At 63.6% G+C, this 24389-nt stretch carries 20 protein-coding genes; 13 read left to right on the plus strand and 7 right to left on the minus strand.

The genetic code is table 11. The annotated features are described in order from the left end of the window. Nucleotides 1-67 precede the first annotated feature (67 nt). The 4 genes from PMI20_RS07750 to PMI20_RS07765 all read left to right on the plus strand — a co-directional run bounded on the left by PMI20_RS07750 (nucleotide 68) and on the right by PMI20_RS07765 (nucleotide 5650). Nucleotides 68-1513: an aldehyde dehydrogenase family protein gene (locus PMI20_RS07750; protein WP_007929935.1), complete on the plus strand. Its 1446-nt coding sequence runs from the start codon at nucleotides 68-70 to the stop codon at nucleotides 1511-1513. A gap of 97 nt (nucleotides 1514-1610) precedes the next feature. Further along, entirely contained in the window at nucleotides 1611-2972 is a 1362-nt protein-coding gene (locus PMI20_RS07755) for an MFS transporter (protein WP_007929934.1), read from the plus strand. Nucleotides 2973-2984: 12 nt separating this feature from the next. Next, nucleotides 2985-4538, plus strand: a complete 1554-nt coding sequence (garD, locus tag PMI20_RS07760; protein WP_007929930.1) for a galactarate dehydratase — start codon at nucleotides 2985-2987, stop codon at nucleotides 4536-4538. A 170-nt stretch (nucleotides 4539-4708) separates the two neighbouring features. Further along, entirely contained in the window at nucleotides 4709-5650 is a 942-nt protein-coding gene (locus PMI20_RS07765; RefSeq protein WP_007929928.1) for an AEC family transporter, read from the plus strand. Between the two features lie 114 nt (nucleotides 5651-5764). On the opposite strand, the gene PMI20_RS07770 is transcribed toward PMI20_RS07765, so the two are convergent. The 6 genes from PMI20_RS07770 to gatC all read right to left on the minus strand — a co-directional run bounded on the left by PMI20_RS07770 (nucleotide 5765) and on the right by gatC (nucleotide 10971). Next, nucleotides 5765-6145: a carboxymuconolactone decarboxylase family protein gene (locus PMI20_RS07770; protein ID WP_007929927.1), complete on the minus strand. Its 381-nt coding sequence runs from the start codon at nucleotides 6143-6145 to the stop codon at nucleotides 5765-5767. After that, entirely contained in the window at nucleotides 6142-7215 is a 1074-nt protein-coding gene (locus tag PMI20_RS07775; protein WP_274517826.1) for a calcium/sodium antiporter, read from the minus strand. The genes PMI20_RS07770 and PMI20_RS07775 overlap by 4 nt, the downstream gene beginning before the upstream one ends. A gap of 41 nt (nucleotides 7216-7256) precedes the next feature. Then, entirely contained in the window at nucleotides 7257-7628 is a 372-nt protein-coding gene (locus PMI20_RS07780) for a septal ring lytic transglycosylase RlpA family protein (RefSeq protein ID WP_037035547.1), read from the minus strand. 131 nt (nucleotides 7629-7759) lie between these two features. Continuing rightward, entirely contained in the window at nucleotides 7760-9205 is a 1446-nt protein-coding gene (gatB, locus tag PMI20_RS07785; protein WP_007929917.1) for an Asp-tRNA(Asn)/Glu-tRNA(Gln) amidotransferase subunit GatB, read from the minus strand. 10 nt (nucleotides 9206-9215) lie between these two features. Beyond that, nucleotides 9216-10667 (minus strand): Asp-tRNA(Asn)/Glu-tRNA(Gln) amidotransferase subunit GatA, encoded by a 1452-nt coding sequence (gene gatA / locus PMI20_RS07790; protein WP_007929915.1) that lies wholly within the window; start codon nucleotides 10665-10667, stop codon nucleotides 9216-9218. Nucleotides 10668-10683: 16 nt separating this feature from the next. Further along, nucleotides 10684-10971 (minus strand): Asp-tRNA(Asn)/Glu-tRNA(Gln) amidotransferase subunit GatC, encoded by a 288-nt coding sequence (gene gatC, locus PMI20_RS07795; RefSeq protein WP_007929913.1) that lies wholly within the window; start codon nucleotides 10969-10971, stop codon nucleotides 10684-10686. Nucleotides 10972-11181: 210 nt separating this feature from the next. Here gatC and mreB point away from each other — a divergent pair, with 210 nt between their 5' ends. The 8 genes from mreB to tldD all read left to right on the plus strand — a co-directional run bounded on the left by mreB (nucleotide 11182) and on the right by tldD (nucleotide 22351). After that, nucleotides 11182-12219: a rod shape-determining protein MreB gene (mreB, locus tag PMI20_RS07800; protein ID WP_002555108.1), complete on the plus strand. Its 1038-nt coding sequence runs from the start codon at nucleotides 11182-11184 to the stop codon at nucleotides 12217-12219. 141 nt (nucleotides 12220-12360) lie between these two features. Beyond that, nucleotides 12361-13470 (plus strand): rod shape-determining protein MreC, encoded by a 1110-nt coding sequence (gene mreC, locus PMI20_RS07805; protein WP_081502468.1) that lies wholly within the window; start codon nucleotides 12361-12363, stop codon nucleotides 13468-13470. After that, nucleotides 13470-13946: a rod shape-determining protein MreD gene (gene mreD / locus PMI20_RS07810; protein ID WP_007929909.1), complete on the plus strand. Its 477-nt coding sequence runs from the start codon at nucleotides 13470-13472 to the stop codon at nucleotides 13944-13946. Before mreC ends, mreD begins: the two co-directional genes overlap by 1 nt. Before the next feature lie 43 nt (nucleotides 13947-13989). After that, nucleotides 13990-14589, plus strand: a complete 600-nt coding sequence (locus PMI20_RS07815) for a Maf family protein (RefSeq protein WP_007929908.1) — start codon at nucleotides 13990-13992, stop codon at nucleotides 14587-14589. Between the two features lie 57 nt (nucleotides 14590-14646). Continuing rightward, nucleotides 14647-16104, plus strand: a complete 1458-nt coding sequence (gene rng / locus PMI20_RS07820) for a ribonuclease G (protein WP_007929907.1) — start codon at nucleotides 14647-14649, stop codon at nucleotides 16102-16104. A 75-nt stretch (nucleotides 16105-16179) separates the two neighbouring features. Beyond that, entirely contained in the window at nucleotides 16180-19983 is a 3804-nt protein-coding gene (locus tag PMI20_RS07825) for a YhdP family protein (protein ID WP_037035544.1), read from the plus strand. Nucleotides 19984-20041: 58 nt separating this feature from the next. Then, nucleotides 20042-20881: a carbon-nitrogen hydrolase family protein gene (locus PMI20_RS07830; RefSeq protein WP_007929905.1), complete on the plus strand. Its 840-nt coding sequence runs from the start codon at nucleotides 20042-20044 to the stop codon at nucleotides 20879-20881. Nucleotides 20882-20908: 27 nt separating this feature from the next. After that, nucleotides 20909-22351, plus strand: coding sequence for a metalloprotease TldD (gene tldD, locus PMI20_RS07835; RefSeq protein WP_007929903.1), 1443 nt, complete (start codon nucleotides 20909-20911; stop codon nucleotides 22349-22351). Between the two features lie 48 nt (nucleotides 22352-22399). On the opposite strand, the gene yjgA is transcribed toward tldD, so the two are convergent. Then, entirely contained in the window at nucleotides 22400-22921 is a 522-nt protein-coding gene (gene yjgA / locus PMI20_RS07840; protein WP_007929901.1) for a ribosome biogenesis factor YjgA, read from the minus strand. Nucleotides 22922-23029: 108 nt separating this feature from the next. On the opposite strand from yjgA, the gene pmbA reads away from it, so the two are divergent. Further along, a complete protein-coding gene (pmbA, locus tag PMI20_RS07845) occupies nucleotides 23030-24376 on the plus strand; it encodes a metalloprotease PmbA (RefSeq protein WP_007929896.1) in 1347 nt (448 codons plus the stop codon). Nucleotides 24377-24389: the final 13 nt, after the last annotated feature.

The following is a 24389-nucleotide window of genomic DNA, read 5'->3' on the forward strand; positions in this document are numbered from 1 at the left end:
TCCATCCCCGGGGCCGCTGAGCAATCAGCGGCCTTTTGCGTAAGGCTTTTGTGTAAGGAGAGGGCGCGTGGCAGAGGTAAAACGCTTCGATAATTACATCGGTGGCCAATGGCTTGCCGGTGCCGACTACTCGACCAATATCAACCCGTCCGAGTTGTCCGATGTCATTGGCGAATACGCCAAGGCCGACCTGGCTCAGGTGCATGCCGCGATCGATGTGGCGCGCGATGCATTCCCGACCTGGTCGACTTCCGGTATCCAGGCGCGCAGCGATGCCCTGGACAAGGTCGGCAGCGAGATCCTCGCCCGTCGCGAAGAGCTCGGCACCCTGTTGGCCCGGGAGGAGGGCAAGACCCTGCCCGAGGCCATCGGCGAGGTGACCCGCGCCGGCAACATCTTCAAGTTCTTTGCCGGCGAATGCCTGCGCCTGTCGGGGGATTACCTGCCGTCGGTGCGTCCGGGGGTCAACGTCGAAGTGACCCGCGAAGCCCTGGGCGTGGTCGGCCTGATCACCCCGTGGAACTTCCCGATCGCCATCCCGGCATGGAAGATCGCCCCGGCCCTGGCCTACGGCAACTGCGTGGTGCTCAAGCCCGCCGAGCTGGTGCCGGGCTGTGCCTGGGCCCTGGCGGAAATCATCTCCCGCGCCGGCTTCCCGGCCGGGGTGTTCAACCTGGTGATGGGCAGCGGCCGGCTGGTCGGCGATGCCCTGGTCAACAGCCCGAAAGTCGACGGCATCAGCTTCACCGGTTCCGTGGGCGTGGGCCGGCAGATCGCCGTCAGCTGCGTCTCGCGCCAAGCCAAGGTGCAACTGGAGATGGGCGGCAAGAACCCGCAGATCATCCTCGACGATGCCGACCTCAAGCAGGCGGTGGAGCTGGCGGTACAGAGTGCCTTCTATTCCACCGGGCAGCGTTGCACCGCTTCCAGCCGGCTGATCGTCACCGCGGGCATCCACGACCGGTTCGTCGCGGCGATGGCCGAGCGCATGGGTTCGATCAAGGTCGGCCATGCGCTGCGGGCCGGCACCGATATCGGTCCGGTGGTGTCCCAGGCGCAGCTCGAACAGGACTTGAAGTACATCGATATCGGCCAGTCCGAAGGGGCGCGGCTGGTCAGCGGTGGTGGCCTGGTGACCTGCGATACCGAAGGTTATTTCCTCGCGCCGACCCTGTTTGCCGACAGCCAGGCCTCGATGCGCATCAGTCGCGAAGAGATCTTCGGCCCAGTGGCCAACGTGGTACGGGTGGCTGATTACGAGGCGGCGCTGGCCATGGCCAACGACACCGAGTTCGGCCTGTCGGCGGGCATCGCCACCACGTCGCTGAAATACGCCAACCACTTCAAGCGCCATTCCCAGGCCGGGATGGTCATGGTCAACCTGCCGACGGCCGGCGTCGATTACCACGTACCTTTTGGTGGCCGCAAAGGTTCATCCTATGGTTCCCGCGAGCAAGGTCGCTACGCGCAGGAGTTCTACACCGTGGTGAAGACTTCCTACATCGGATCCTAAGCCCCTCCGTACCCCCGCCGGCCGTTGCCTGAGGCCCGGCGGGGTCGATGAAACGCATGTTTACCCGCATAAAAATAACTAGTGGGAGTACATCCATATGCAAGCGACCAAGCCGACTCGCGTCCGCTACCTGATCCTGTTCATGCTGTTTTTGGTGACCACGATCAACTATGCCGACCGCGCCACCATCGCCATCGCGGGTTCCAGCCTGCAAAAAGACCTCGGCATCGACGCCGTCACCCTCGGTTATATCTTCTCCGCATTCGGTTGGGCTTATGTAGCGGGGCAGATCCCCGGCGGCTGGCTGCTCGACCGCTTCGGCTCGAAAAAAATCTATGCCCTGAGCATCTTCACCTGGTCGCTGTTCACCGTGCTGCAGGGTTATGTCGGTGAGTTCGGTGTCTCCACCGCGGTGGTGGCGCTGTTCATGCTGCGCTTCCTGGTGGGACTGGCCGAGGCGCCGTCCTTCCCCGGCAACGCGCGGATTGTCGCGGCCTGGTTCCCCACCGCCGAGCGCGGTACGGCTTCGGCGATCTTCAACTCGGCGCAGTACTTCGCCACGGTGCTGTTCGCCCCGCTGATGGGCTGGATCGTCTATCACTTCGGCTGGCAGCACGTGTTCATCGTGATGGGGGTGATCGGCATCGTCTTCTCGCTGGTCTGGCTCAAGGTGATCTACAGCCCGCGCCAGCACCCGCTGATCAACGAGGCCGAGTTCAAGCACATCGCCGACAACGGCGGCATGGTCGACATGGACCAGGACGGCAAAGGCAAACGCAGCGACGGCCCGAAATGGGACTACCTGCGCCAGTTACTGACCAATCGCATGATGCTTGGCGTGTACCTGGGCCAGTACTGCATCAACGGCATCACTTACTTCTTCCTGACCTGGTTCCCGGTGTACCTGGTGCAAGAGCGTGGCATGACCATTCTCAAGGCTGGTTTCATCGCCTCCTTGCCGGCCATCTGCGGCTTTATCGGTGGGGTGCTTGGCGGGGTGATTTCCGACTACCTGCTACGCAAAGGGCATTCCCTGACCTTCGCCCGCAAGGCGCCGATCATCGCCGGTCTGCTGGTCTCCAGCAGCATCGTGGCCTGCAACTATGTGGACATCGAATGGATGGTGGTGGGCTTCATGGCCCTGGCGTTCTTCGGCAAAGGCGTGGGCGCGCTCGGCTGGGCGGTGGTGTCCGACACTTCTCCGAAGCAGATCGCCGGCTTGAGCGGCGGCCTGTTCAACACCTTCGGCAACCTGGCGTCGATCACCACGCCGATCGTCATCGGCTACATCATCAGTTCCACCGGCTCGTTCAAATGGGCGTTGGTGTTCGTCGGCTGCAACGCGCTGCTGGCAGTGTTCAGCTACCTGGTGATCGTCGGTCCGATCAAGCGCGTGGTGCTCAAGGATCCACCGAGCAACGGCCCCGAGCTGACCCAACTTTCCCAAGCGCATTCCTGAAGGGGCGGCGTCATGCAGTTGATTGAACATTCCGATTCGCCGCGCTACATCCGCCTGCACGAGCGGGACAACGTGGTGGTTGTGGTCAATGACCAGGGCGTACCGGCAGGCACGGCGTTCGCCGACGGCCTGGTGACCCTGGACTTCGTCCCCCAGAGCCACAAGGTGGCGCTGGAGGATATAGCCGAAGGTGGCCCGGTGATCCGCTATGGCCAGACCATCGGTTATGCCTTGCAGCCGATCCAGCGCGGCAGCTGGGTCAGGGAAGAGCAGTTGCGCATGCCCAGCGCGCCGCCGCTGGACAGCTTGCCGCTGGCTACCGAAGTGCCGGCGGCCCAGGCGCCCCTGGACGGCTTTACCTTCGAGGGTTATCGCAATGCCGACGGCACGGTCGGTACGCGCAACATTCTGGGGATCACCACCACCGTGCAATGTGTGGCCGGGGTGCTCGATCATGCGGTCAAGCGCATCAAGGACGAACTGCTGCCCAGGTATCCCCATGTCGACGATGTGGTGGCGCTGACCCACAGCTATGGCTGCGGGGTGGCGATCACCGCCACCGATGCCTATATCCCGATCCGCACCGTGCGCAACCTGGCGCGTAACCCGAACCTGGGGGGCGAAGCCCTGGTGATCAGCCTGGGCTGCGAGAAGTTGCAGGCCGGGCAGGTGATGCACGAAGGCGACAGCTCGGTGGACCTCAGCGAGCCCTGGCTGTACCGCCTGCAGGACGCCAGCCAGGGTTTTACCGAGATGATCGAGCAGATCATGCAGCTGGCCGAAGTGCGTTTGCAGAAGCTCGATCAGCGGCGCCGGGAAACCGTGCCGGCCTCGGAGCTGGTCCTCGGTATGCAATGTGGTGGCAGTGATGCCTTTTCCGGAATCACCGCGAACCCGGCCCTGGGCTATGCCTCGGACCTGTTGCTGCGGGCCGGCGCGACGGTGATGTTTTCCGAAGTCACCGAGGTGCGCGATGCCATCTACCTGCTGACTTCCCGCGCCGAATCCACAGAAGTGGCCCGGGAGCTGGTGCGCGAGATGGACTGGTACGACCGCTACCTGGCCAAGGGCGAGGCCGACCGCAGCGCCAATACCACGCCGGGCAACAAGAAGGGCGGGTTGTCGAACATCGTCGAGAAGTCCCTGGGGTCCATCGTCAAGTCCGGCAGCAGCGCGATCAATGGCGTGCTGGGGCCGGGCGAGCGCTTTACCCGCAAGGGCCTGATCTTCTGCGCGACGCCGGCCAGCGACTTTGTCTGCGGCACCTTGCAGCTGGCGGCGGGGATGAACCTGCATGTGTTCACCACCGGGCGTGGCACACCTTACGGGCTGGCGATGGCGCCGGTGGTCAAGGTCTCGACCCGTTCCGAACTGGCCCAGCGCTGGCCGGACCTGATCGACATCGATGCCGGGCGCATCGCCACCGGGCGGGCGAGTATCGAAGAGCTGGGCTGGGAGCTGTTCCACTTCTACCTGGACGTGGCCAGTGGCAAGCAGCAGACCTGGGCCGAACGGCACAAGCTGCATAACGACATCACCTTGTTCAATCCGGCGCCGATTACCTGACAAGTCCACAGCTGACGGCCCCCGCAATCCCTGTAGCCGCTGCCGCAGGCTGCGAACGACCGCGCAGCGGGCGCGGATTTTGAAGTTGCCGAGAGACAAATCCATCGGGCTTAAGCGCGCGGGCTGGCTTATCATTAGCCGCCTAACGACAGGTTCAAGGTTGACCCGGCATGCTGGCCATTTTTCTCGAAACGCTGAATATCACCGCGCCGGTATTCGCCATGTTGTTTCTCGGTGTGCTGCTCAAGCGCATCGGCTGGATCAACGACGGTTTTATCCACACAGCGTCGGCCCTGGTGTTCAACGTCACCATGCCGGCGCTGCTGTTTCTCGGGATTCTTCACGCCGACCTGCATTCGGCGCTCAAGCCCGGGCTGCTGATCTATTTCGCCGTGGCCACCCTGGCCAGCTTTGCCTTCGCCTGGGGCTGGGCGATCTGGCGCTGCCCGCGGGAAGACCGCGGCATCTACACCCAGGGCGCCTTTCGCGGCAACAACGGGGTCATCGGCCTGGCGCTCGCGGCCAGCATGTATGGTGACTACGGTATCTCCCTCGGGGCGATTCTCGCGGCGCTGGTGATCCTGTTCTACAACACCCTGTCGACCATCGTCCTGGCGGTGTACAGCCCGGTGATCAAGTCCGATCCGTGGAGCATCTGCAAAAGCGTGGTCAGCAACCCGTTGATCATCAGCGTTCTGGCGGCAGCGCCTTTCGCCGTGTTCCAGATCGGCCTGCCGACCTGGCTGGAGACGTCTGGCCAGTACCTGGCGCAGATGACCCTGCCGCTGGCCTTGATCTGCATCGGCGGCACCTTGTCCCTGGCGGCGCTGCGCGAGAGCGGCGACCTGGCCTTGAGTTCGAGCCTGGTGAAAATGGTCGGCCTGCCGATCCTCGCCACCCTGGGGGCCTGGCTCTGTGGATTCCGCGGGGCGGAACTGGGGATTCTGTTCCTGTATTTCGGCAGCCCGACCGCGGCGGCGAGTTTTGTCATGGCCCGGGCGGCCAATGGCAACCATGAGCTGGCGGCGGCAATCATCGTCATCACCACGTTGATGGCGGCGGTGACCACCAATATCGGGATCTTTCTGCTGCAGTGGGGCGGGTGGATCTGATCGGGGTTCTGTAGGAGCGAGCGGGCGGCGATCCGACTTGCCCGCGATAGCGACCTGCCTGACACACCGCCATCGCGGGCAATCGAGCGTCGACCGGCCGCTCCTGCAAGGGAATCATTCCGCTTTCTGGTAAGTGTCGATCACTTCCTGGGCGGCGCGGAACGCGTCGATCGCCGCCGGTACGCCGGCATACACCGCACAATGCAGCAGCGCCTCGCGAATCTCTTCCACCGTGCAGCCGTTATTCAGGGCGCCGCGGACATGACCCTTGAGTTCCTGCGGGCACTTGAGCGCGGTCAGGGCGGCGAGGGTGATCAGACTGCGGGTTTTCAGCGGCAGGCCTTCGCGGTTCCAGACGCTGCCCCAGGCATGTTCGTTGACGAAGTCCTGCAGCGGCTGGCTGAACTCGGTGGCGTTGCCCAGGGCGCGATCGACAAAGGCGTCGCCCATCACCTGGCGGCGCATTTCCACGCCCGGCTTTTTATTCTCGGTCATTGCGCTTCCCCTTTTTTATGTTGGCGGCGCCAGGCCCGCAGCGAACTGAACAGCAGGAACGCCACCAGCACTGGCAGGACGAAAAACAACATCAGGTCTTCCAGCTTGCCAGCCAGTGGCATGCCGGTGGTGAAGGACACCACGTGCAGCCCGTAGGCCAGGTACAGGCCGAGAAACAGCAGGCCTTCGGCGCGGGTGACCCGATAACCCGAATAGAACACTGGCAGGCACAGCACCGCGACGCCGAGCATTACCGGCAGGTCGAAGTCCACGGCATTGGGCGATACCGACAAGGGCGTCGGCGCCACCAGGGCGGTGAAACCCAGGACCCCCAGCAGGTTGAACAGGTTGCTGCCGATGACGTTGCCCACGGCAATGTCGCGCTGGCCACGCAAGGCGGCGATCAGCGAGGTGGCCAGGGCCGGCAGGGAGGTGCCGACGGCGACTATGGTCAGGCCGATGATGCGCTCGGACAGCCCCAGGTCGGTGGCGACTTCCACCGCCGCCTCGACCAGCAGATGGCCGGCGAACACCAGCAGGAGCAGGCCGCCGATCATCCACAGCAGGCTGCTCAGCCAGTGCGCGCGGGGTGCGTCGGAACCTTGCTGGGACTGTGGGCGCGCCGAGTGCCGCGACTGGCGCAGCAGCAACCCCAGGTAGAGGATCAGGGTCGCCAGCAGGATCAGGCCGTCGAGGGGCGTCAGTTCTTCGTTGTAGGCCAGGGCGAACACCAGCAGGCTGGCGAGGATCATCAACGGGATGTCCAGCCGCACCAGCTGGCGGGATACCCGCAGTGGAATGATCAGGGCGGACAGGCCGAGGGTCACCAGGATGTTGAAGATGCCGCTGCCGATCACGCTGCCGACGGCGATATCGGTGTTTTCCGCCAGGGTAGCTTGCAGGCTGACGGCCATCTGCGGGGCGCTGCTGCCGAAGGCGACGATGCTCAGGCCAATGATCAGCGCTCGTACGCGCAGGCGGGCGGCGAGGCGGACCGCGCCGCGTACCAGCAATTCGGCGCCGGCGACCAGCAGGACCAGGCCACTGAACAACTGGAGAACGCTGAGCAGCGGTAAATCGGTTAATCCGAAAATGATCAGGGCTCCGTGGGTCAGTCGCTGATGGCTTGCACGCGCACCTTGGCGGTGCCGCTTCTGATCATACCCAACTGTTGCGCGGCGGCACGCGACAAATCGATCAGGCGGCCACGGGTATGCGGGCCGCGGTCGTTGATCCGGACCACGACGCTCTTGTCGTTATTGAGGTTGGTGACTTTGACCCGGGTGCCGAATGGCAGCTCGCGGTGCGCGGCGGTCATGCCGTGCTGGTTGAAGGGTTCGCCGCTGGCGGTGCGTTTGCCATGGTGCTTGGCGCCGTAATAGGAAGCGACGCCGGTCTTGTCGTAACCCCGCGGGTCGATGACATGACTGGCGCAGCCGGCCAGGAGTGAGAAAAGGGCCAGGCAGCCCAGCAAGCGTTTCATCAATACGGGACCCCAGATACAAGAGTAGGAGCGAGCTTGCTCGCGATAGCGTCCTGTCTGAGACAACGCAATCGCGAGCACGCTCGCTCCTACAGGGGCGGAATTTTCGAACTCCGCCATCAACACTGCAGTCAGCCTTCGAGTTTGCTTTTCAGCAATTCGTTCACTTGCTGCGGGTTGGCCTTGCCTTTGGAAGCCTTCATCGCCTGGCCGACGAAGAAGCCGAACATCTTGCCGCGCTTGGCTTCATCGGCGGCGCGATACTGTTCGACCTGCTCGGCGTTGGCCGCCAGCATTTCGTCCAGCACGGCGGAGATGGCGCCGGTATCGGTGACCTGCTTGAGGCCGCGCTTGTCGATGATTTCGTCGGCGCTGCCTTCGCCATTGGCCATGGCTTCGAACACGGTCTTGGCGATCTTGCCGGAGATGGTGTTGTCCTTGATGCGCAGCAGCATGCCGCCCAGTTGCTCGGCCGAGACTGGCGCCTCGTCGATTTCCAGGCCCTGCTTGTTCAGCAGGCTGCCCAACTCGACCATGACCCAGTTGGCGGCGAGCTTGGCATCACCGGCGATGCTGGCGACCTTCTCGAAGTAGTCCGCCTGTTCGCGGCTGGTGGCCAGTACGCTGGCGTCGTAGGCCGAGAGGCCGAACTGCGCCTGGAAGCGCTCGCGTTTCTGCGGTGGCAGCTCGGGCAGGGTGGCGCGTACCTGGTCGAGGAACGAGTCCTCGATGACCACTGGCAGCAGGTCCGGGTCGGGGAAGTAACGGTAGTCGTTGGCTTCTTCCTTGCTGCGCATCGGACGGGTCTCGTCCTTGTTCGGGTCGTACAGGCGGGTCTGCTGGATCACCTTGCCGCCGTCCTCGATCAGTTCGATCTGACGCTGGACTTCCGAATTGATGGCTTTCTCGATGAAGCGGAACGAGTTGACGTTCTTGATCTCGCAGCGAGTGCCGAACTCGGCCTGGCCTTTGGGGCGTACCGAGACGTTGCAGTCGCAACGCAGGGAGCCTTCGGCCATGTTGCCGTCGCAGATCCCCAGGTAACGCACCAGGGCGTGGATCGACTTGACGTAGGCCACGGCTTCCTTGGCGCTGCGCATGTCCGGCTCGGAAACGATTTCCAGCAGCGGGGTGCCGGCGCGGTTCAGGTCGATGCCGCTGGCGCCATTGAACTCTTCGTGCAGGCTCTTGCCGGCATCTTCTTCCAGGTGCGCGCGGGTGATGCCGACGCGTTTGACCGTGCCGTCTTCCAGCGGGATGTCCAGGTGGCCCTTGCCGACGATCGGCAGTTCCATCTGGCTGATCTGGTAGCCCTTGGGCAGGTCGGGGTAGAAGTAGTTCTTGCGGGCGAACACGTTGTGCTGGCCGATCTCGGCGTCGATGGCCAGGCCGAACATGACCGCCATGCGCACCGCTTCCTGGTTCAGCACCGGCAGTACGCCGGGCATGCCCAGGTCCACCAGGCTGGCCTGGGTGTTGGGCTCGGCACCGAAGGCGGTGGAGCTACCGGAGAAAATCTTCGATTTGGTGGTGAGCTGGGTGTGAATCTCCAGCCCGATCACGACTTCCCATTGCATGTGTTTCTCCTCAGAAGCCGGTTGGTGTGCGGGTGTGCCAGTCAGTGTTCAACTGATACTGGTGGGCAACGTTCAACAGACGGCCTTCCTGGAAATACGGGGCGAGCAGTTGCACGCCGACCGGCAAGCCGTCGACGAAGCCGGCGGGCATGGACAAGCCCGGCAGACCCGCGAGGTTGGCGGTGATGGTGTAAACGTCTTCCAGATACGCAGCGACCGGGTCGCTGCTCTTGTCGCCGATTTTCCAGGCCGGGTTCGGCGTGGTCGGGCCAAGGATGATGTCGACTTCATTAAAGGCAGCCATGAAGTCGTTCTTGATCAGGCGACGGATCTTCTGCGCCTTCAGGTAGTAGGCGTCGTAGTAACCGGCCGACAGGGCGTAGGCACCGACCATGATCCGGCGCTGCACTTCGCTGCCGAAACCTTCGCCACGGGAGCGCTTGTACAGGTCTTCCAGGTTTGCCGGGTTCTCGCAGCGGTAGCCGAAGCGCACGCCGTCGAAACGCGACAGGTTGGAGGAGGCTTCCGCCGGAGCGATCACGTAGTACGCCGGGATGGCGTGCTGCATGTTCGGCAGGCTGATTTCCTTGATCACGGCGCCGAGCTTTTCCAGCTCCTTGACGCTGTTGTGGATCAGCTCGGCGATGCGCGGGTCGAGGCCGGCGCTGAAGTATTCCTTGGGTACGCCGATGCGCAGGCCCTGCAGCGAGCCGTTGAGGCTGGCGCTGTAGTCCGGCACCGGTTCGTCGATGCTGGTGGAATCCTGCGGGTCGAAGCCGGCCATGCCTTGCAGCAGGATCGCGCAGTCCTCGGCGGTGCGCGCCAGCGGGCCGCCCTGATCGAGGCTGGAGGCGTAGGCGATCATGCCCCAGCGCGAAACGCGACCGTAGGTCGGTTTCAGGCCGGTGAGGTTGGTCAATGCAGCCGGCTGGCGGATCGAGCCGCCGGTGTCGGTGCCGGTGGCGGCAGGCAGCAGGCGCGCAGCGACCGCGGCCGCCGAACCGCCGGACGAGCCGCCCGGAACGCGTTCCAGGTTCCACGGGTTTTTCGCCGCGCCGTAATAGCTGGTCTCGTTGCCCGAGCCCATGGCGAATTCGTCCATGTTGGTCTTGCCCAGGGTCACGGTCCCGGCGGCGGCCAGCTTGGCGACCACGGTGGCGTCGTAGGGCGCCTTGAAATTGTCGAGCATCTTCGAGCCGCAGCTGGTGCGGATGCCCTGGGTGCAGAACAGGTCCTTGTGGGCGATCGGCGCGCCGAGCAGGGCGCCGCTCTCACCGTTCGCGCGACGGGCGTCAGCGGCCTTGGCCTGCTGCAGCGCGAGATCTTCGGTGAGGCTGATGAAGCTGTTGAGCTGCGGGTCGAGCTGGGTGATGCGCGCCAGCAGGGTCTTGGTCAGCTCTTCGGAGGAAAACTTCTTGTCGGCGAGTCCGCGGGCGATCTCGGCCAGGGTCATGTGATGCATTGCAGGCTCTTTCCCTTTAGTCGATGACTTTCGGAACCAGGTACAGGCCGTTTTCGACCGCTGGTGCGATGGACTGATAGGCCTCGCGATGATTGGACTCGGTCACAACGTCTGCGCGCAGGCGCTGGCTGGCTTCCAGCGGGTGGGCCAGGGGCTCGATACCGTCGGTATCGACTGCCTGCATTGCATCCACCAGCCCGAGAATGCTGTTCAGGTCGCAGGTGATATGTGGAAGATCGGCTTCATTGAGGCCAAGGCTGGCCAGATGAGCGATTTTTTCCACGTCGGAGCGTTCAAGCGCCATGGGATTCTCCAGTGGAAAACAGAACGGATCTCGTCCGTGTGTTAGATTGTCGGAACACTACCGCATTTCTACGGTCATAAGGCCGCGATTGTGGGGGTTGGTGCACAGAAAAGCGGTCAATTTAACATATTGGCGCCTTGCCCAAAATCCCTGTCGTTGTTAGAGTTTGCCGCACTTTTTTACCCACGCGTTGCCTAGGGTCCCTTTCCCATGTTCAAGAAACTGCGTGGCATGTTTTCCAGCGATCTTTCCATTGACCTGGGCACTGCCAACACCCTTATTTACGTGCGCGAGCGCGGTATTGTCCTGAATGAACCATCGGTTGTGGCCATTCGGACCCACGGTAATCAGAAAAGTGTCGTGGCTGTCGGTACCGAAGCCAAGCGCATGCTCGGTCGTACTCCGGGCAACATTGCTGCCATTCGTCCGATGAAGGACGGCGTGATCGCCGACTTCAGTGTCTGCGAAAAGATGCTGCAATACTTTATCAACAAGGTTCACGAAAACAGTTTTCTGCAGCCCAGCCCTCGTGTGCTGATCTGCGTTCCATGCAAGTCCACCCAGGTCGAGCGTCGTGCCATCCGTGAATCGGCCCTCGGTGCCGGTGCCCGTGAAGTGTTCCTGATCGAAGAGCCGATGGCGGCCGCGATCGGTGCCGGCCTGCCGGTCGAAGAAGCCCGCGGTTCGATGGTCGTGGATATCGGTGGCGGTACCACCGAGATTGCCCTGATCTCCCTGAACGGTGTGGTTTACGCCGAATCCGTACGTGTCGGCGGCGACCGTTTCGACGAAGCGATCATCACCTACGTGCGTCGCAACTACGGCAGCCTGATCGGCGAATCCACCGCCGAGCGCATCAAGCAGGAAATCGGTACTGCCTACCCGGGCGGCGAAGTCCGTGAAGTCGACGTTCGTGGCCGTAACCTGGCCGAAGGCGTGCCACGCGCATTCACCCTGAACTCCAATGAAGTGCTGGAAGCTCTGCAAGAGTCCCTGGCAACCATCGTTCAGGCGGTGAAAAGCGCGCTGGAGCAATCGCCTCCGGAACTGGCTTCGGACATCGCCGAGCGCGGTCTGGTGCTGACCGGTGGTGGCGCCCTGCTGCGTGACCTGGACAAGTTGCTGGCCCAGGAAACCGGTCTGCCGGTGATCGTCGCCGAAGACCCGCTGACCTGCGTAGCCCGCGGCGGTGGCCGTGCATTGGAAATGATGGACAAACACACCATGGACCTGCTCTCCAGCGAATAATCGCGCCGGGTGCATCCATGTGTTCCGCTCGCAGGCAGCACTTTGCAGTGCTGCCTGTTGGCGTTTATCTTCTGTCATTCTGCTCCAGGCCGGTTTGAAGCCGTATGAATAAAGAGAACATTTGCCTGGGAGGAGCGGCTTATTAAACCGCTTTTCGCCAAAGGCCCCTCATTGGGCGTACGCCTGTTGGTGCTGGTCGTGCTATCGGTCGCGCTGATGGTGGTCGATGCCCGCTTCACACTGCTCAAGCCAGTGCGTAGCCAAATGTCGCTGGTGCTGATGCAGTCCTACTGGATCACCGACCTGCCACAACGGCTATGGCAGGGTGTGGCCAGCCAGTTTGGCAGCCGCACCGAACTGGTCGCCGAAAACGAAAAACTCAAGACCGAAAACCTGTTGCTCCAGGGCCGCATGCAAAAGCTTGCCGCCTTGACCGAGCAGAACGTTCGCCTGCGCGAGTTGCTCAACTCCTCCGCGCTGGTCAACGAGAAGGTCGAAGTGGCCGAGCTGATCGGCATGGACCCCAATCCCTTCACCCATCGCATCATCATCAACAAGGGTGAGCGCGACGGCGTGGTGCTCGGGCAACCGGTGCTCGATGCCCGTGGCCTGATGGGGCAGGTGGTCGAGCTGATGCCTTATACCTCCCGTGTGCTGCTGCTCACCGACACCACCCACAGCATTCCTGTCCAGGTGAACCGCAACGGTCTGCGGGCGATTGCCAGCGGTACCGGCAATCCGGAACGCCTTGAGCTGCGTCATGTGGCCGACACCGCGGACATCAAGGAAGGCGACTTGCTGGTCAGTTCCGGCCTGGGCCAGCGTTTCCCGGCGGGTTACCCGGTGGCGACGGTCAAGGAAGTGATCCATGACTCCGGTCAGCCATTTGCCATAGTACGCGCTGTGCCGACGGCCGCCTTGAACCGCAGCCGTTACCTGTTGCTGGTGTTCAGCGATAACCGCACCGCCGAAGAGCGTGCCAACGATGCCGCCCAGGCTCAGGAAGCGCAGGACCAGCAGGGCGGCACCGCCACGCCAGTGGTCCCGGCGACCGTGCCCAAGCCTGTCGTGCCCGCAACGCCGGCCACTGCGACCGCTCCTGCCGCACCAGCCGCTGCACCCGCGACGCCAGCCGCCACGACACCGGTCAAACCCGTGGCCCATCCGGCTCCGGTCAAGCCCGCGGCCACCAGACCCGCCGCGCCCAAGCCGCCTGCAGCGGCCCCGGCCCCCACGGGAGGAAGAGAATAATGTCCCGAAACGGCTGGATAGTCTGGCTGACCTTCGCCATCGGCATGCTGCTCAGCGTGTCGCCTTTGCCACAATTCATGGAAATCCTGCGCCCGCTCTGGCTGGCCTTGCTGCTGGCGTTCTGGGCCCTGGCCCTGCCGCACAAGGTCGGCATGGTCACGGCCTGGTGCCTGGGGCTGGCCGAGGATGTGCTGTACGGCACGTTGCTGGGGCAGAACGCGCTGATCCTGACCCTGATCACCTTCCTGGTGCTGTCGTTGCAACAGCGCTTGCGCATGTTCCCGATGTGGCAGCAAAGCCTGGTGATCCTGGTGATCTTCGGCCTGGCGCAACTGGTCCAGCTGTGGCTCAGCGCTTTGACCGGCAACCGTCAACCGACCCTTGCACTGGTGCTGCCGGCATTGGTCAGTGCCTTGCTCTGGCCTTGGGTCAGCTTCGGTTTGCGCGGGTTGCGCCGACGTTTCAAAATCAACTGATTCGGTCAGGCATTTGCCCGTACCTCGACAGGGAGATGTCTTGATGAAATCGCTTTACCTCGCCTCAGGCTCGCCGCGTCGACGGGAACTGCTCACGCAGATCGGTGTGCCTTTTGCCGCCATCAGCGCGGATATCGATGAAACCCCTCTCCCCGATGAAAACCCAGCGGCCTATGTCGAGCGCCTGGCGCGCGACAAGGCGGCGGCCGGGTATGCGCTGATCGCCGATGGCCAGTCTGCGGCCTGTGTCCTGGGCGCCGACACCGCGGTGGTCCTTGATGGGCAGATCCTGGGCAAACCGCTGGACCAGGCCGATGCGCAGTCGATGCTCATGGCCCTGTCGGATCGCGAACATGAAGTGCTGACCGCCATTGCCGTGCTCGATGGCCAGCGCTGCGAGTCGCGGGTGGTCCGCAGCCTGGTGCGCTTCCGGGCGATCGGCGATGACGAGGCGGCCCGCTACTGGGCCAGCGGCGAGCCCCGCGACAAGGCTGGCGGCTATGGCATCCAGGGGCTTGCGGCGGTATTCGTGGCAGGGCTCAATGGCAGTTATTCCGCTGTCGTCGGCTTGCCGGTATGCGAAACCGCAGAACTACTTGGCCATTTCGGCATACCCTGTTGGCAAAACCTTGCAGTGCGCTAAGCGCCGTACCTACCGATGCGGCCATCCATAGTGAATATGCCTGAACGAGACCCTGCCATGAGTGAAGAGATTCTGATCAACATCACGCCGATGGAGTCGCGCGTGGCGGTGGTCGAAAACGGTGTGCTGCAAGAAGTCCATGTCGAGCGGACCCAGCGTCGCGGGATTGTCGGCAATATCTATAAAGGCAAGGTGGTCCGGGTTCTGCCCGGCATGCAGGCGGCGTTCGTCGATATCGGCTTGGATCGCGCGGCGTTCATTCATGCCTCGGAAATCTCCCTGCGCGAAGGGCCGGCGGTGGAAAGCATCGGCGCCCTGGTCCATGAAGGGCAGAGCCTGGTGGTGCAGGTGACCAAGGACCCGATCGGCTCCAAGGGCGCGCGCCTGACCACCCAGCTGTCGATCCCTTCGCGCTACCTGGTGTACATGCCGCGCACCGCCCATGTCGGCATCTCTTTGAAGATCGAGGACGAAGCCGAGCGCGAGCGCCTGAAACAGGTGGTCAGCGATTGCGTGGCCCAGGAAGGCATCAAGGAAGCCGGTGGTTTCATCCTGCGTACCGCCGCCGAGGGCGCGGGCGCCGACGAAATCATGATGGACATCCGTTACCTGCGCCGCTTGTGGGACCAGATCGGCGCGCAGATCAAAACCATCGGCGCCCCCAGTGTCATTTACGAAGACCTGGGCCTGGCCCTGCGTACCCTGCGTGACCTGGTCAGTCCGAAGATCGAGAAGATCCGCATCGATTCCCGGGAGACCTTCCAGAAAACCACGCAGTTCGTCGCCGAACTGATGCCGGAAATCGCCGATCGCCTGGAACACTATCCGGGCGAGCGGCCGATCTTCGACCTGTATGGCGTCGAAGACGAAATCCAGAAAGCCCTGGAGCGCAAGGTGCCGCTCAAGTCCGGCGGTTACCTGGTGGTCGACCCGGCGGAAGCCATGAGCACCATCGACGTCAACACCGGGGCTTTCGTCGGTCACCGCAACCTCGAAGAGACCATCTTCAAGACCAATCTCGAAGCGGCGACCGCCATTGCCCGCCAGCTGCGCCTGCGCAACCTGGGCGGGATCATCATCATCGACTTCATCGACATGGAAGATGAAGAACACCAGCGCCAGGTGCTGCGCACCCTGGAGAAACAGCTGGAGCGCGATCACGCCAAGACCAATATCATCGGCATTACCGAGTTGGGCCTGGTGCAGATGACCCGCAAGCGTACCCGGGAGAGTCTTGAGCAGGTGCTCTGTGAGCCCTGCAGCAGCTGCCAGGGCCGCGGCAAGCTGAAAACCCCGGAGACCATCTGCTACGAAATCTTCCGGGAAATCCTGCGTGAGGCGCGGGCCTATCAGGCCGAAGGTTATCGCGTCCTGGCGAACCAGAAAGTGGTCGACCGGCTGCTCGACGAAGAGTCGGGCAACGTCGCGGAGCTGGAGGCCTTTATCGGCCGGACCATCCGTTTTCAGGTCGAAACCATGTATTCCCAGGAACAATACGACGTGGTGCTGCTCTGAGTCCGCGTACCCTACATTTACCGGATACAGCTGGCCCCGGTTTTCACATGACTCTTGCCACGGGGGCCAACTGACATGGAGCGTCTGATGCGCTTTCTTGCTGCTCTGACCCGCTGGGGGCTGGGGCTTTGTGCGTTACTGCTGGTGCTGACGGCCTTGTACGTCAGCCTGGGTCGGGAGCTGACCCCGCTGGTGGCCGAATATCGGGCCGAGGTCCAGGCCAAGGCTCAGGAAGCCTTGGGCATGCCGGTGCAGATCGGTCGGCTGGAAGGCAGCTGGAGCGGTTTCTCGCCCATCCTGCTGGCCCACGATGTGACAGTCGGCGAGGGCGCCAACGCCTTGCGCCTGGATCAGGTGCGGGTGGCGCCCGACCTGCCTGGCAGCGCCCTTGCGCGCCAACTGCGGGTCAAACACCTTGAGTTCAGCGGCCTCAACCTGAGCCTGAAGGAAGGTCCGGATGGGCGCTGGGCGCTCGAAGGCCTGCCGGTGCAGGATAACCAGCCTCTCGACCCCGAGCAGTTGCTCAACCGCATGCAGATGGTCAGTGAGCTGTCGGTGCTCGACAGCCAGGTGACCCTGCAACCGCTCGATCATCCCGCGATTGCCTTGACCTACGTCGGCCTCAATCTGCGTGTCGGCCCCGGCCGTCAACGCCTGGATGCGCGCCTGACCCTGCCGGACGGTCAGCCCCTGGCTGTCAGCTTGCGCACGCGAATCCGCGCCAGCGCCTGGCGCGAAGGGCAGGCCGACGCTTACCTGAGCCTGCCACAAAGCGACTGGGCGAAATGGCTGCCGCCGCGCGTGACCCAACAGTGGACGTTCTCCGAACTCAAGGCCGGTGGCGAGTTCTGGCTCAGTTGGGGCGATGGCCTGCTGCAGAGCATGGTCGCGCGTCTGAACGCGCCGCAGGTCAGCGGGGCCTATGACGAGCGCAAACCGGTCACCGTGAAGAACCTGGCGCTCAATGCCTATTTCCAGCGCAACGAGCAGGGCCTCAGCGTCGCCTTCGACTCGCTGGCCATGAGCATCGGCGAGACGCGCTGGGAGTCACGCCTGCACCTGCAACAGACCGGTACCGTCAACAGTGCCGAAGAGCTCTGGCACTTGCAGGCCGACCGCCTCGACCTGACGCCGATCACGCCGGTCCTGGATGCCTGGGCGCCGTTGCCGGAAAAGGTCGCGACCCTCATCGACAGCCTCAAGGTCACGGGCGCGCTGCGCAACATCCTGTTCGACTTCCGGCCGCAGGTCAGCGGCGATCAGCGCCTGAGTTTTGCCGCCAACCTGGAGCAGGTCGGGTTCAACGCCTATCGCGGCGCGCCGGCGGCCCGTAACGTCAGCGGCAGCATCAGCGGCGACCTGGGGCAGGGCGAGCTGCGCATGGACAGCAAGGACTTTGCCTTGCACCTGGACCCGATCTTCGCCAAGCCCTGGCAATACCTGCAGGCCAATGCCCGGCTGACCTGGAAGCTCGATCAGCAGGGGTTCACCCTGATCGCGCCGTACCTCAAGGTCCTGGGCGAGGAGGGCAAGATCGCCGGCGACTTCCTGATCCGCCTGCATTTCGACCACACCCAGGAAGACTATATGGACCTGCGGGTCGGTCTGGTCGATGGCGACGGTCGTTATACCGCCAAGTACCTGCCCGAGGTGCTCAGCCCGGCCCTGGACGAATGGCTGCGCACGGCAATCCTCAAGGGCGCGGTGGATGAAGGTTTCTTCCAGTACCAGGGTTCGCTGAACCATGGTGCAGCCGACACCGCGCGCAGCATCAGCCTGTTCTTCAAGGTGCACGATGCCGAGCTGGCCTTCCAGCCGGGCTGGCCGCACATCGGCAAGGTCAGCGGCGATGTGTTCATCGAAGACAGCGGTGTGCGCATCCTGGCCAGCCAGGGTCAGTTGCTCGACACCCAGGTGAAGGATGTCTACGTCAATATTCCCCATGTGTCCGCGGGACAAAGCCCCCACATGTTTATCGACGGCGAGTTCGCCGGCGGCCTGGGCGATGGCTTGAAGATCCTTCAGGAAGCGCCGATCGGCACGGGCCCGACCTTTGCCGGCTGGCAGGGCGATGGCGACCTGCAGGGCAAGCTGAAACTGGATATCCCGCTGGTCAAGGGCGAAGAACCGAAGGTGCTGGTGGACTTCAAGACCAGCAAGGCACGGCTCAAGTTGAGTGAGCCGGAGCTGGAGTTGAGCCAGCTTAAGGGCGATTTCCGCTTCGACAGCAGCAAAGGGTTGAGCGGCCAGGGCATCAGCGCCCAGGCCTTCGAGCGCCCGGTGACCGCGCAGATTTTTGCCGACGGTCGCCCCGGCAAGCTCGATACCCGGGTCGTCGCCAAGGGCCAGGTGTCGGTCAATAAGCTCACGGAGTGGCTGAAATACAACCAGCCACTGCCGGTTTCCGGTGACATTCCCTACCAGTTGCAGCTCAACCTCGATGGCGCGGACAGCCAACTGATGGTCAGCTCCAGCCTCAAGGGGGTTGCCGTCGACTTGCCAGCGCCTTTCGGCATGACGGCCAGCCAGGGACGTGACAGCGTATTGCGCATGACCTTGCAGGGCGCCGAGCGGCGTTACTGGTTCGATTACGGCGATCTGGCCAACTTTACCTTCGCCGCGCCGAGCGGCAATTTTGCCGATGGCCGTGGCGAGTTGTTCCTCGGCGAGGGCGATGCCGTGCTGCCGGGGGCCAAGGGCCTGCGGGTACGCGGCGTACTGTCGGAACTGGACGTGGAGCCGTGGAAGGCGCTGGTCGATCGGTATGCCGGGCAGGACGCGGGCGGTAGCGCCAAGCAACTGCTCAGCGGCGCCGACTTCCGGGTCGGCAAGCTCCGCGGTTTCGGCACGACCCTGGACGAGGCCCGCGTGCAGTTGACGCGCAAACCGTCCTCCTGGGCCCTGCAGCTCGACAGCCAGCAAGCCAAGGGCAACGTGGCGATTCCCGATGCCAAGGCGGCGCCGATGGCGATCAATCTGCAGTATGTGCGCCTGCCGGCCGCCGATCCGACGGTGCAGGCCGACGAGAATGCACCGGACCCGCTGGCCTCGGTCGACCCGAAGAAAGTCCCGGCGCTGGATCTCTCGATCAATCAGCTGTACCAGGGCAACGACCTGATCGGCGCCTGGTCGCTGAAAGTGCGCCCGACCGCCAAGGGCATGGCTTTCAACAGCCTCGACCTGGGCCTCAAGGGCATGGTCCTGCAAGGCTCCGGCGGCTGGGAAGGCGAACCCGGCGCGGCCACCAGCTGGTACAAAGGCCGCCTGGGTGGCAAGAACCTGGCGGACGTGCTCAAGGGCTGGGGCTTTGCGCCGACCGTGACCAGCGAAGAGTTCCACCTGGATGTGGACGGGCGCTGGCCTGGCTCGCCGGCCTGGGTCGGGCCCAAGCGGTTCTCGGGCAGCCTGGATGCGACCCTGCGCAAAGGCCAGTTCGTGGAAGTCGAAGGCGGGGCGCAGGCCTTGCGGGTATTCGGCCTGCTGAACTTCAATTCCATCGGCCGGCGCCTGCGCCTGGACTTCTCCGACCTGTTCGGCAAGGGCCTGAGCTACGACCGGGTCAAGGGCTTGTTGGTGGCCAGCAATGGTGTCTACGTGACCCGCGAACCCATCACCCTGACCGGGCCGTCGAGCAACCTGGAACTCAATGGCACCCTGGATCTGGTGGCCGACCAGGTGGATTCGAAGCTGCTGGTGACGCTGCCGGTGACCAACAACCTGCCGATCGCCGCGCTGATCGTCGGTGCGCCGGCGGTCGGCGGGGCGCTGTTCCTGATCGACAAGCTGATCGGCGACCGGGTGTCGCGCTTCGCCAGCGTCCAGTACAGCGTCAAGGGGCCCTGGAAGGACCCGAAAATCACCTTCGACAAACCTTTTTGAAAAACCGCGGCCCGGGCCTATGGAGTAGCATGGCCACATATCCAACCTGGAGTGCGCCATGTCCCTTGCGGTGATTCAAATGGTCAGCCAGAGCGACGTTCTGGCCAATTTGCAGCAGGCGCGAAACCTGCTGGAGCAGGCTGCTGCCGGCGGTGCGCGCCTGGCCGTGCTGCCGGAGAACTTCGCCGCCATGGGCCGCCACGACGCGGCGGCCATCGGTCGGGCCGAGGCCCGGGGCGAAGGCCCGATCCTGCCCTGGTTGAAACAGGCCGCACGCGACCTCAAGTTATGGATAGTCGCCGGCACCTTGCCACTGCCTCCGGTGGACCAGCCGGAGACCAAGGCCCGTGCCTGCTCGCTGCTGATCGACGAGCACGGCGAGCAAGTGGCGCGTTACGACAAGCTGCATCTGTTCGACGTCGACGTGGCCGACAATCGCGGCCGTTACCGGGAGTCGGATGACTATGCTCATGGAGAGCAGGTGGTGGTGGCGGATACGCCGGTGGGCCGGGTTGGCCTGACCGTGTGCTACGACCTGCGTTTTCCGGAGCTGTACAGCGAATTGCGAGCCGCCGGGGCGGAGCTGATCAGCGCTCCTTCGGCGTTCACCGCCGTGACCGGTGCGGCGCATTGGGACGTATTGATCCGCGCCCGGGCCATCGAAACCCAGTGCTACCTGCTGGCGGCGGCGCAAGGCGGCATTCATCCGGGACCCCGGGAGACCTTCGGCCATGCGGCCATCGTCGACCCCTGGGGCCGGGTGCTGGCGCAGCAGGATCAAGGCGAGGCCGTGCTGCTGGCCGAGCGCGACAGCAGCGAACAGGCGTCCATCCGGGCGCGCATGCCGGTGGCCAGTCACCGGCGCTTTTTCTCGCAAGGCGCGCAGCGACTTGCTTAAGAACGACGAATTTAAGGCGTAAAGCATATGAGCGGGTTGTTATCTTCAGTCAGTGAACACCTTCTGGCGCCCGGTGGCGTGACCCTGGAAAGCCTGCAGGGCGTGCTCGGCGATCTGGCCGGCCCGGGTATCGATGCCGCCGACCTGTATTTCCAGGGGCAGATTTCCGAGTCCTGGTCGCTGGAAGACGGCATCGTCAAGGAAGGCAGCTTCAATCTGGACCAGGGCGTTGGCGTGCGGGCGCAATCGGGTGAGAAAACCGGTTTTGCCTACAGCAATGCCATCACCCTCGAAGCGCTCGGCCTGGCTGCCCGGGCCGCGCGCTCGATTTCCCGCGCCGGGCAGAACGGTACCGTGCAGGCCTTTACCACCCAGGACGTGGCCCAGCTGTATGCGCCGGACAACCCCCTGGAAGTCATCAGCCGCGCGGAAAAGGTCGAGCTGCTCAAGCGTGTCGACGCCGCGACCCGTGCTCTCGATCCACGTATCCAGCAGGTCAGCGTCAGCATGGCCGGGGTCTGGGAGCGCATCCTGGTGGCCTCCACCGATGGTGGCCTGGCGGCGGATGTGCGGCCGCTGGTGCGCTTCAACGTCAGCGTGATCGTCGAGCAGAACGGTCGCCGCGAACGTGGCGGTCATGGCGGCGGCGGGCGTACCGACTACCGTTATTTCCTCAGTGAAGACCGCGCCATGGGGTACGCCCGTGAGGCATTGCGCCAGGCCCTGGTCAACCTGGAAGCCATCCCCGCGCCAGCCGGCACCTTGCCGGTGGTACTGGGTTCGGGCTGGTCCGGCGTGCTGTTGCACGAAGCAGTGGGGCATGGCCTGGAAGGCGATTTCAACCGCAAGGGCAGCTCGGCCTACAGTGGCCGCATGGGCGAAATGGTGGCCTCGAAACTCTGCACCATCGTCGACGACGGCACCCTGGCCGGGCGGCGCGGCTCGCTGAGCATCGACGACGAAGGCACCCCGACCGAATGCACCACCCTGATCGAGAACGGTGTGCTCAAGGGCTACATGCAGGACAAACTCAATGCCCGCCTGATGGGCGTGGCCCGCACCGGCAACGGTCGTCGCGAATCCTATGCGCACCTGCCGATGCCGCGCATGACCAACACCTACATGCTGGGTGGCGAAAGCGATCCGGCGGAAATCATTGCTTCGGTGAAAAAGGGTATCTATTGCGCCAATCTGGGTGGCGGTCAGGTGGACATCACCAGTGGCAAGTTCGTGTTCTCCACCAGCGAGGCGTATCTGATCGAAGACGGCAAGATCACCGCCCCGGTCAAGGGCGCGACCCTGATCGGCAACGGGCCGGAAGCCATGAGCCGGGTGTCGATGGTCGGTAACGACCTGGCGCTGGACAGCGGTGTGGGGACCTGTGGCAAGGATGGGCAGTCGGTGCCGGTGGGTGTTGGCCAGCCGACCTTGAAGATCGATGCGATCACCGTGGGTGGCACGGGCGCTTAAGACGTGAAGCGGCGGGTGAGTTGCCGGGCAACCCACCCGAGTCGAGGCTCAGCGCAGGCCGCGTTGAGTCTCGTCCAGCTCGCGGATGTATTTGAAGATTTTACGGCTGGAGGCAGGCGGCTTGTTATGGGCCACCTCATGCTGGGCCTGACGGATCAGGGAGCGCAGCTGCTGACGATCCGCTTGCGGATAGTCGGTGACGAACTTTTCCAGGACTGCGTCATCGCCCGCGATCAAGCGATCGCGCCAGCGCTCCAGGCCATGGAAACGTTCGTTGTACTGGCGAGTCGAGGCGTCGAGTTGGTCCAGCAGCACCAGGATCGCGCTGGTGTCCTGATCGCGCATCAGCTTGCCGATGAATTGCAGGTGGCGTTTGCGCGCGATATGGGCGACATGCTTGGGCGCATCCGCCAGGGCCCGGCGCAGAGCGTCGGTCAACGGCAGTTTGTTCAGCAAGTCGGGCTTGAGTGTTGTAAGGCGCTCGCCGAGATCAACCAGAGCATGCAGCTCGCGTTTGACCTGGGATTTGCTTTTCTCCCCATCGAGGGAGTCGTCGTAAGAATCAACCATGGTGGCAGTCCGCAAAGAAACGCCGCCATGATAACCAGTCGGGGGCCGCTTGTCCGGCCCGGTCGCTCGAAGGCCTTAACCGAAAGCAGAATTTGAGTGGAGAAAACCATGAGTGCAGCACAAAGCGTCGGCCCGCAGGCTTTGCCGGCACTGCAGGAACAAGTCGAGCAGATCATCGCCGAGGCCAAGCGCCAGGGTGCCAGTGCCTGCGAAGTGGCGGTTTCTCTGGAGCAGGGCCTGTCGACTTCGGTTCGCCAGCGGGAAGTGGAAACCGTCGAGTTCAATCGCGACCAGGGCTTTGGCATCACGCTCTATGTCGGCCAGCGCAAGGGCTCGGCCAGTACCTCGGCCAGTGGTCCCGAGGCGATTCGCGAAACCGTCGCCGCGGCCCTGGCCATCGCCAAACACACCTCGGAAGACGAAAGCTCGGGGTTGGCCGATGCCGCCCTGATGGCCCGGGACGTGCCGGACTTCGACCTGTTCCACGCCTGGGACATTACCCCGGAGCAAGCCATCGAGCAGGCGCTGGCCTGTGAGGCCGCGGCTTTTGCCGCCGACAGCCGGATCAAGAACGCTGACGGCACTACCCTGAGCACCCACCAGGGCTGCCGTGTGTACGGCAACAGCCACGGTTTTATCGGCGGTTATGCTTCGACTCGGCACAGCTTGAGTTGCGTGATGATCGCCGAGGCCGACGGCCAGATGCAGCGTGACTATTGGTATGACGTCAATCGCCAGGGCCATCTGTTGACGGACCCGGTGACTATCGGCCAGCGCGCCGCGCAACGTGCTGCGAGCCGCCTGGGCGCCCGCCCGGTGCCGACCTGCGAAGTGCCGGTGCTGTTTTCCGCGGAACTGGCCGGCGGTCTGTTCGGCAGCTTCCTGGGGGCGATTTCAGGCGGCAACCTGTACCGCAAATCGTCCTTCCTCGAGGGTGCGCTGGGGCAGCGACTGTTCCCCGAGTGGCTGACCATCGATGAGCGTCCGCACTTGATGCGCGCCCTGGGTAGTTCGGCGTTCGACGGCGATGGCCTGGCCACTTACGCCAAGCCTTTCGTCGAGAACGGCGAACTGGTGTCCTACGTGCTGGGGACTTATTCCGGGCGCAAGCTCGGCCTGCCCAGCACCGCCAACGCCGGTGGCGTGCACAACCTGTTCGTCACCCATGGCGAGGAAGACCAGGCGGCCTTGCTGCGCCGCATGGGCCGGGGCCTGCTGGTCACCGAACTGATGGGCCACGGGCTGAACATGGTCACCGGCGATTATTCCCGGGGCGCGGCCGGTTTCTGGGTGGAAAATGGCGAAATCCAGTTCGCTGTCCAGGAGGTGACCATTGCCGGCAACATGCGTGACATGTTCAAGCAGATCATCGCCGTCGGTAACGATTTGGAGTTGCGCAGCAACATCCGCACCGGTTCGGTATTGATCGAACGCATGACGGTCGCTGGCAGCTAAGTCGTAACGGCGT

This window comes from Pseudomonas sp. GM17, from assembly GCF_000282175.2.
In the GTDB taxonomy this organism is placed as follows: domain Bacteria; phylum Pseudomonadota; class Gammaproteobacteria; order Pseudomonadales; family Pseudomonadaceae; genus Aquipseudomonas; species Aquipseudomonas chlororaphis.

Excerpts from the sequence above, each read along its gene's own strand:
- rng (WP_007929907.1), top strand. The coding sequence starts at position 14,647 with ATGAGTGAAGAGATTCTGATCAACATCACGCCGATGGAGTCGCGCGTG.
- gatA (WP_007929915.1), bottom strand. The coding sequence starts at position 10,667 with ATGCATCACATGACCCTGGCCGAGATCGCCCGCGGACTCGCCGACAAG.
- mreB (WP_002555108.1), top strand. The coding sequence starts at position 11,182 with ATGTTCAAGAAACTGCGTGGCATGTTTTCCAGCGATCTTTCCATTGAC.
- PMI20_RS07830 (WP_007929905.1), top strand. The coding sequence starts at position 20,042 with ATGTCCCTTGCGGTGATTCAAATGGTCAGCCAGAGCGACGTTCTGGCC.
- tldD (WP_007929903.1), top strand. The coding sequence starts at position 20,909 with ATGAGCGGGTTGTTATCTTCAGTCAGTGAACACCTTCTGGCGCCCGGT.
- PMI20_RS07765 (WP_007929928.1), top strand. The coding sequence starts at position 4,709 with ATGCTGGCCATTTTTCTCGAAACGCTGAATATCACCGCGCCGGTATTC.
- PMI20_RS07755 (WP_007929934.1), top strand. The coding sequence starts at position 1,611 with ATGCAAGCGACCAAGCCGACTCGCGTCCGCTACCTGATCCTGTTCATG.
- PMI20_RS07780 (WP_037035547.1), bottom strand. The coding sequence starts at position 7,628 with ATGAAACGCTTGCTGGGCTGCCTGGCCCTTTTCTCACTCCTGGCCGGC.
- mreD (WP_007929909.1), top strand. The coding sequence starts at position 13,470 with ATGTCCCGAAACGGCTGGATAGTCTGGCTGACCTTCGCCATCGGCATG.
- gatC (WP_007929913.1), bottom strand. The coding sequence starts at position 10,971 with ATGGCGCTTGAACGCTCCGACGTGGAAAAAATCGCTCATCTGGCCAGC.
- gatB (WP_007929917.1), bottom strand. The coding sequence starts at position 9,205 with ATGCAATGGGAAGTCGTGATCGGGCTGGAGATTCACACCCAGCTCACC.
- PMI20_RS07825 (WP_037035544.1), top strand. The coding sequence starts at position 16,180 with ATGGAGCGTCTGATGCGCTTTCTTGCTGCTCTGACCCGCTGGGGGCTG.
- yjgA (WP_007929901.1), bottom strand. The coding sequence starts at position 22,921 with ATGGTTGATTCTTACGACGACTCCCTCGATGGGGAGAAAAGCAAATCC.
- PMI20_RS07815 (WP_007929908.1), top strand. The coding sequence starts at position 13,990 with ATGAAATCGCTTTACCTCGCCTCAGGCTCGCCGCGTCGACGGGAACTG.
- pmbA (WP_007929896.1), top strand. The coding sequence starts at position 23,030 with ATGAGTGCAGCACAAAGCGTCGGCCCGCAGGCTTTGCCGGCACTGCAG.
- PMI20_RS07770 (WP_007929927.1), bottom strand. The coding sequence starts at position 6,145 with ATGACCGAGAATAAAAAGCCGGGCGTGGAAATGCGCCGCCAGGTGATG.
- garD (WP_007929930.1), top strand. The coding sequence starts at position 2,985 with ATGCAGTTGATTGAACATTCCGATTCGCCGCGCTACATCCGCCTGCAC.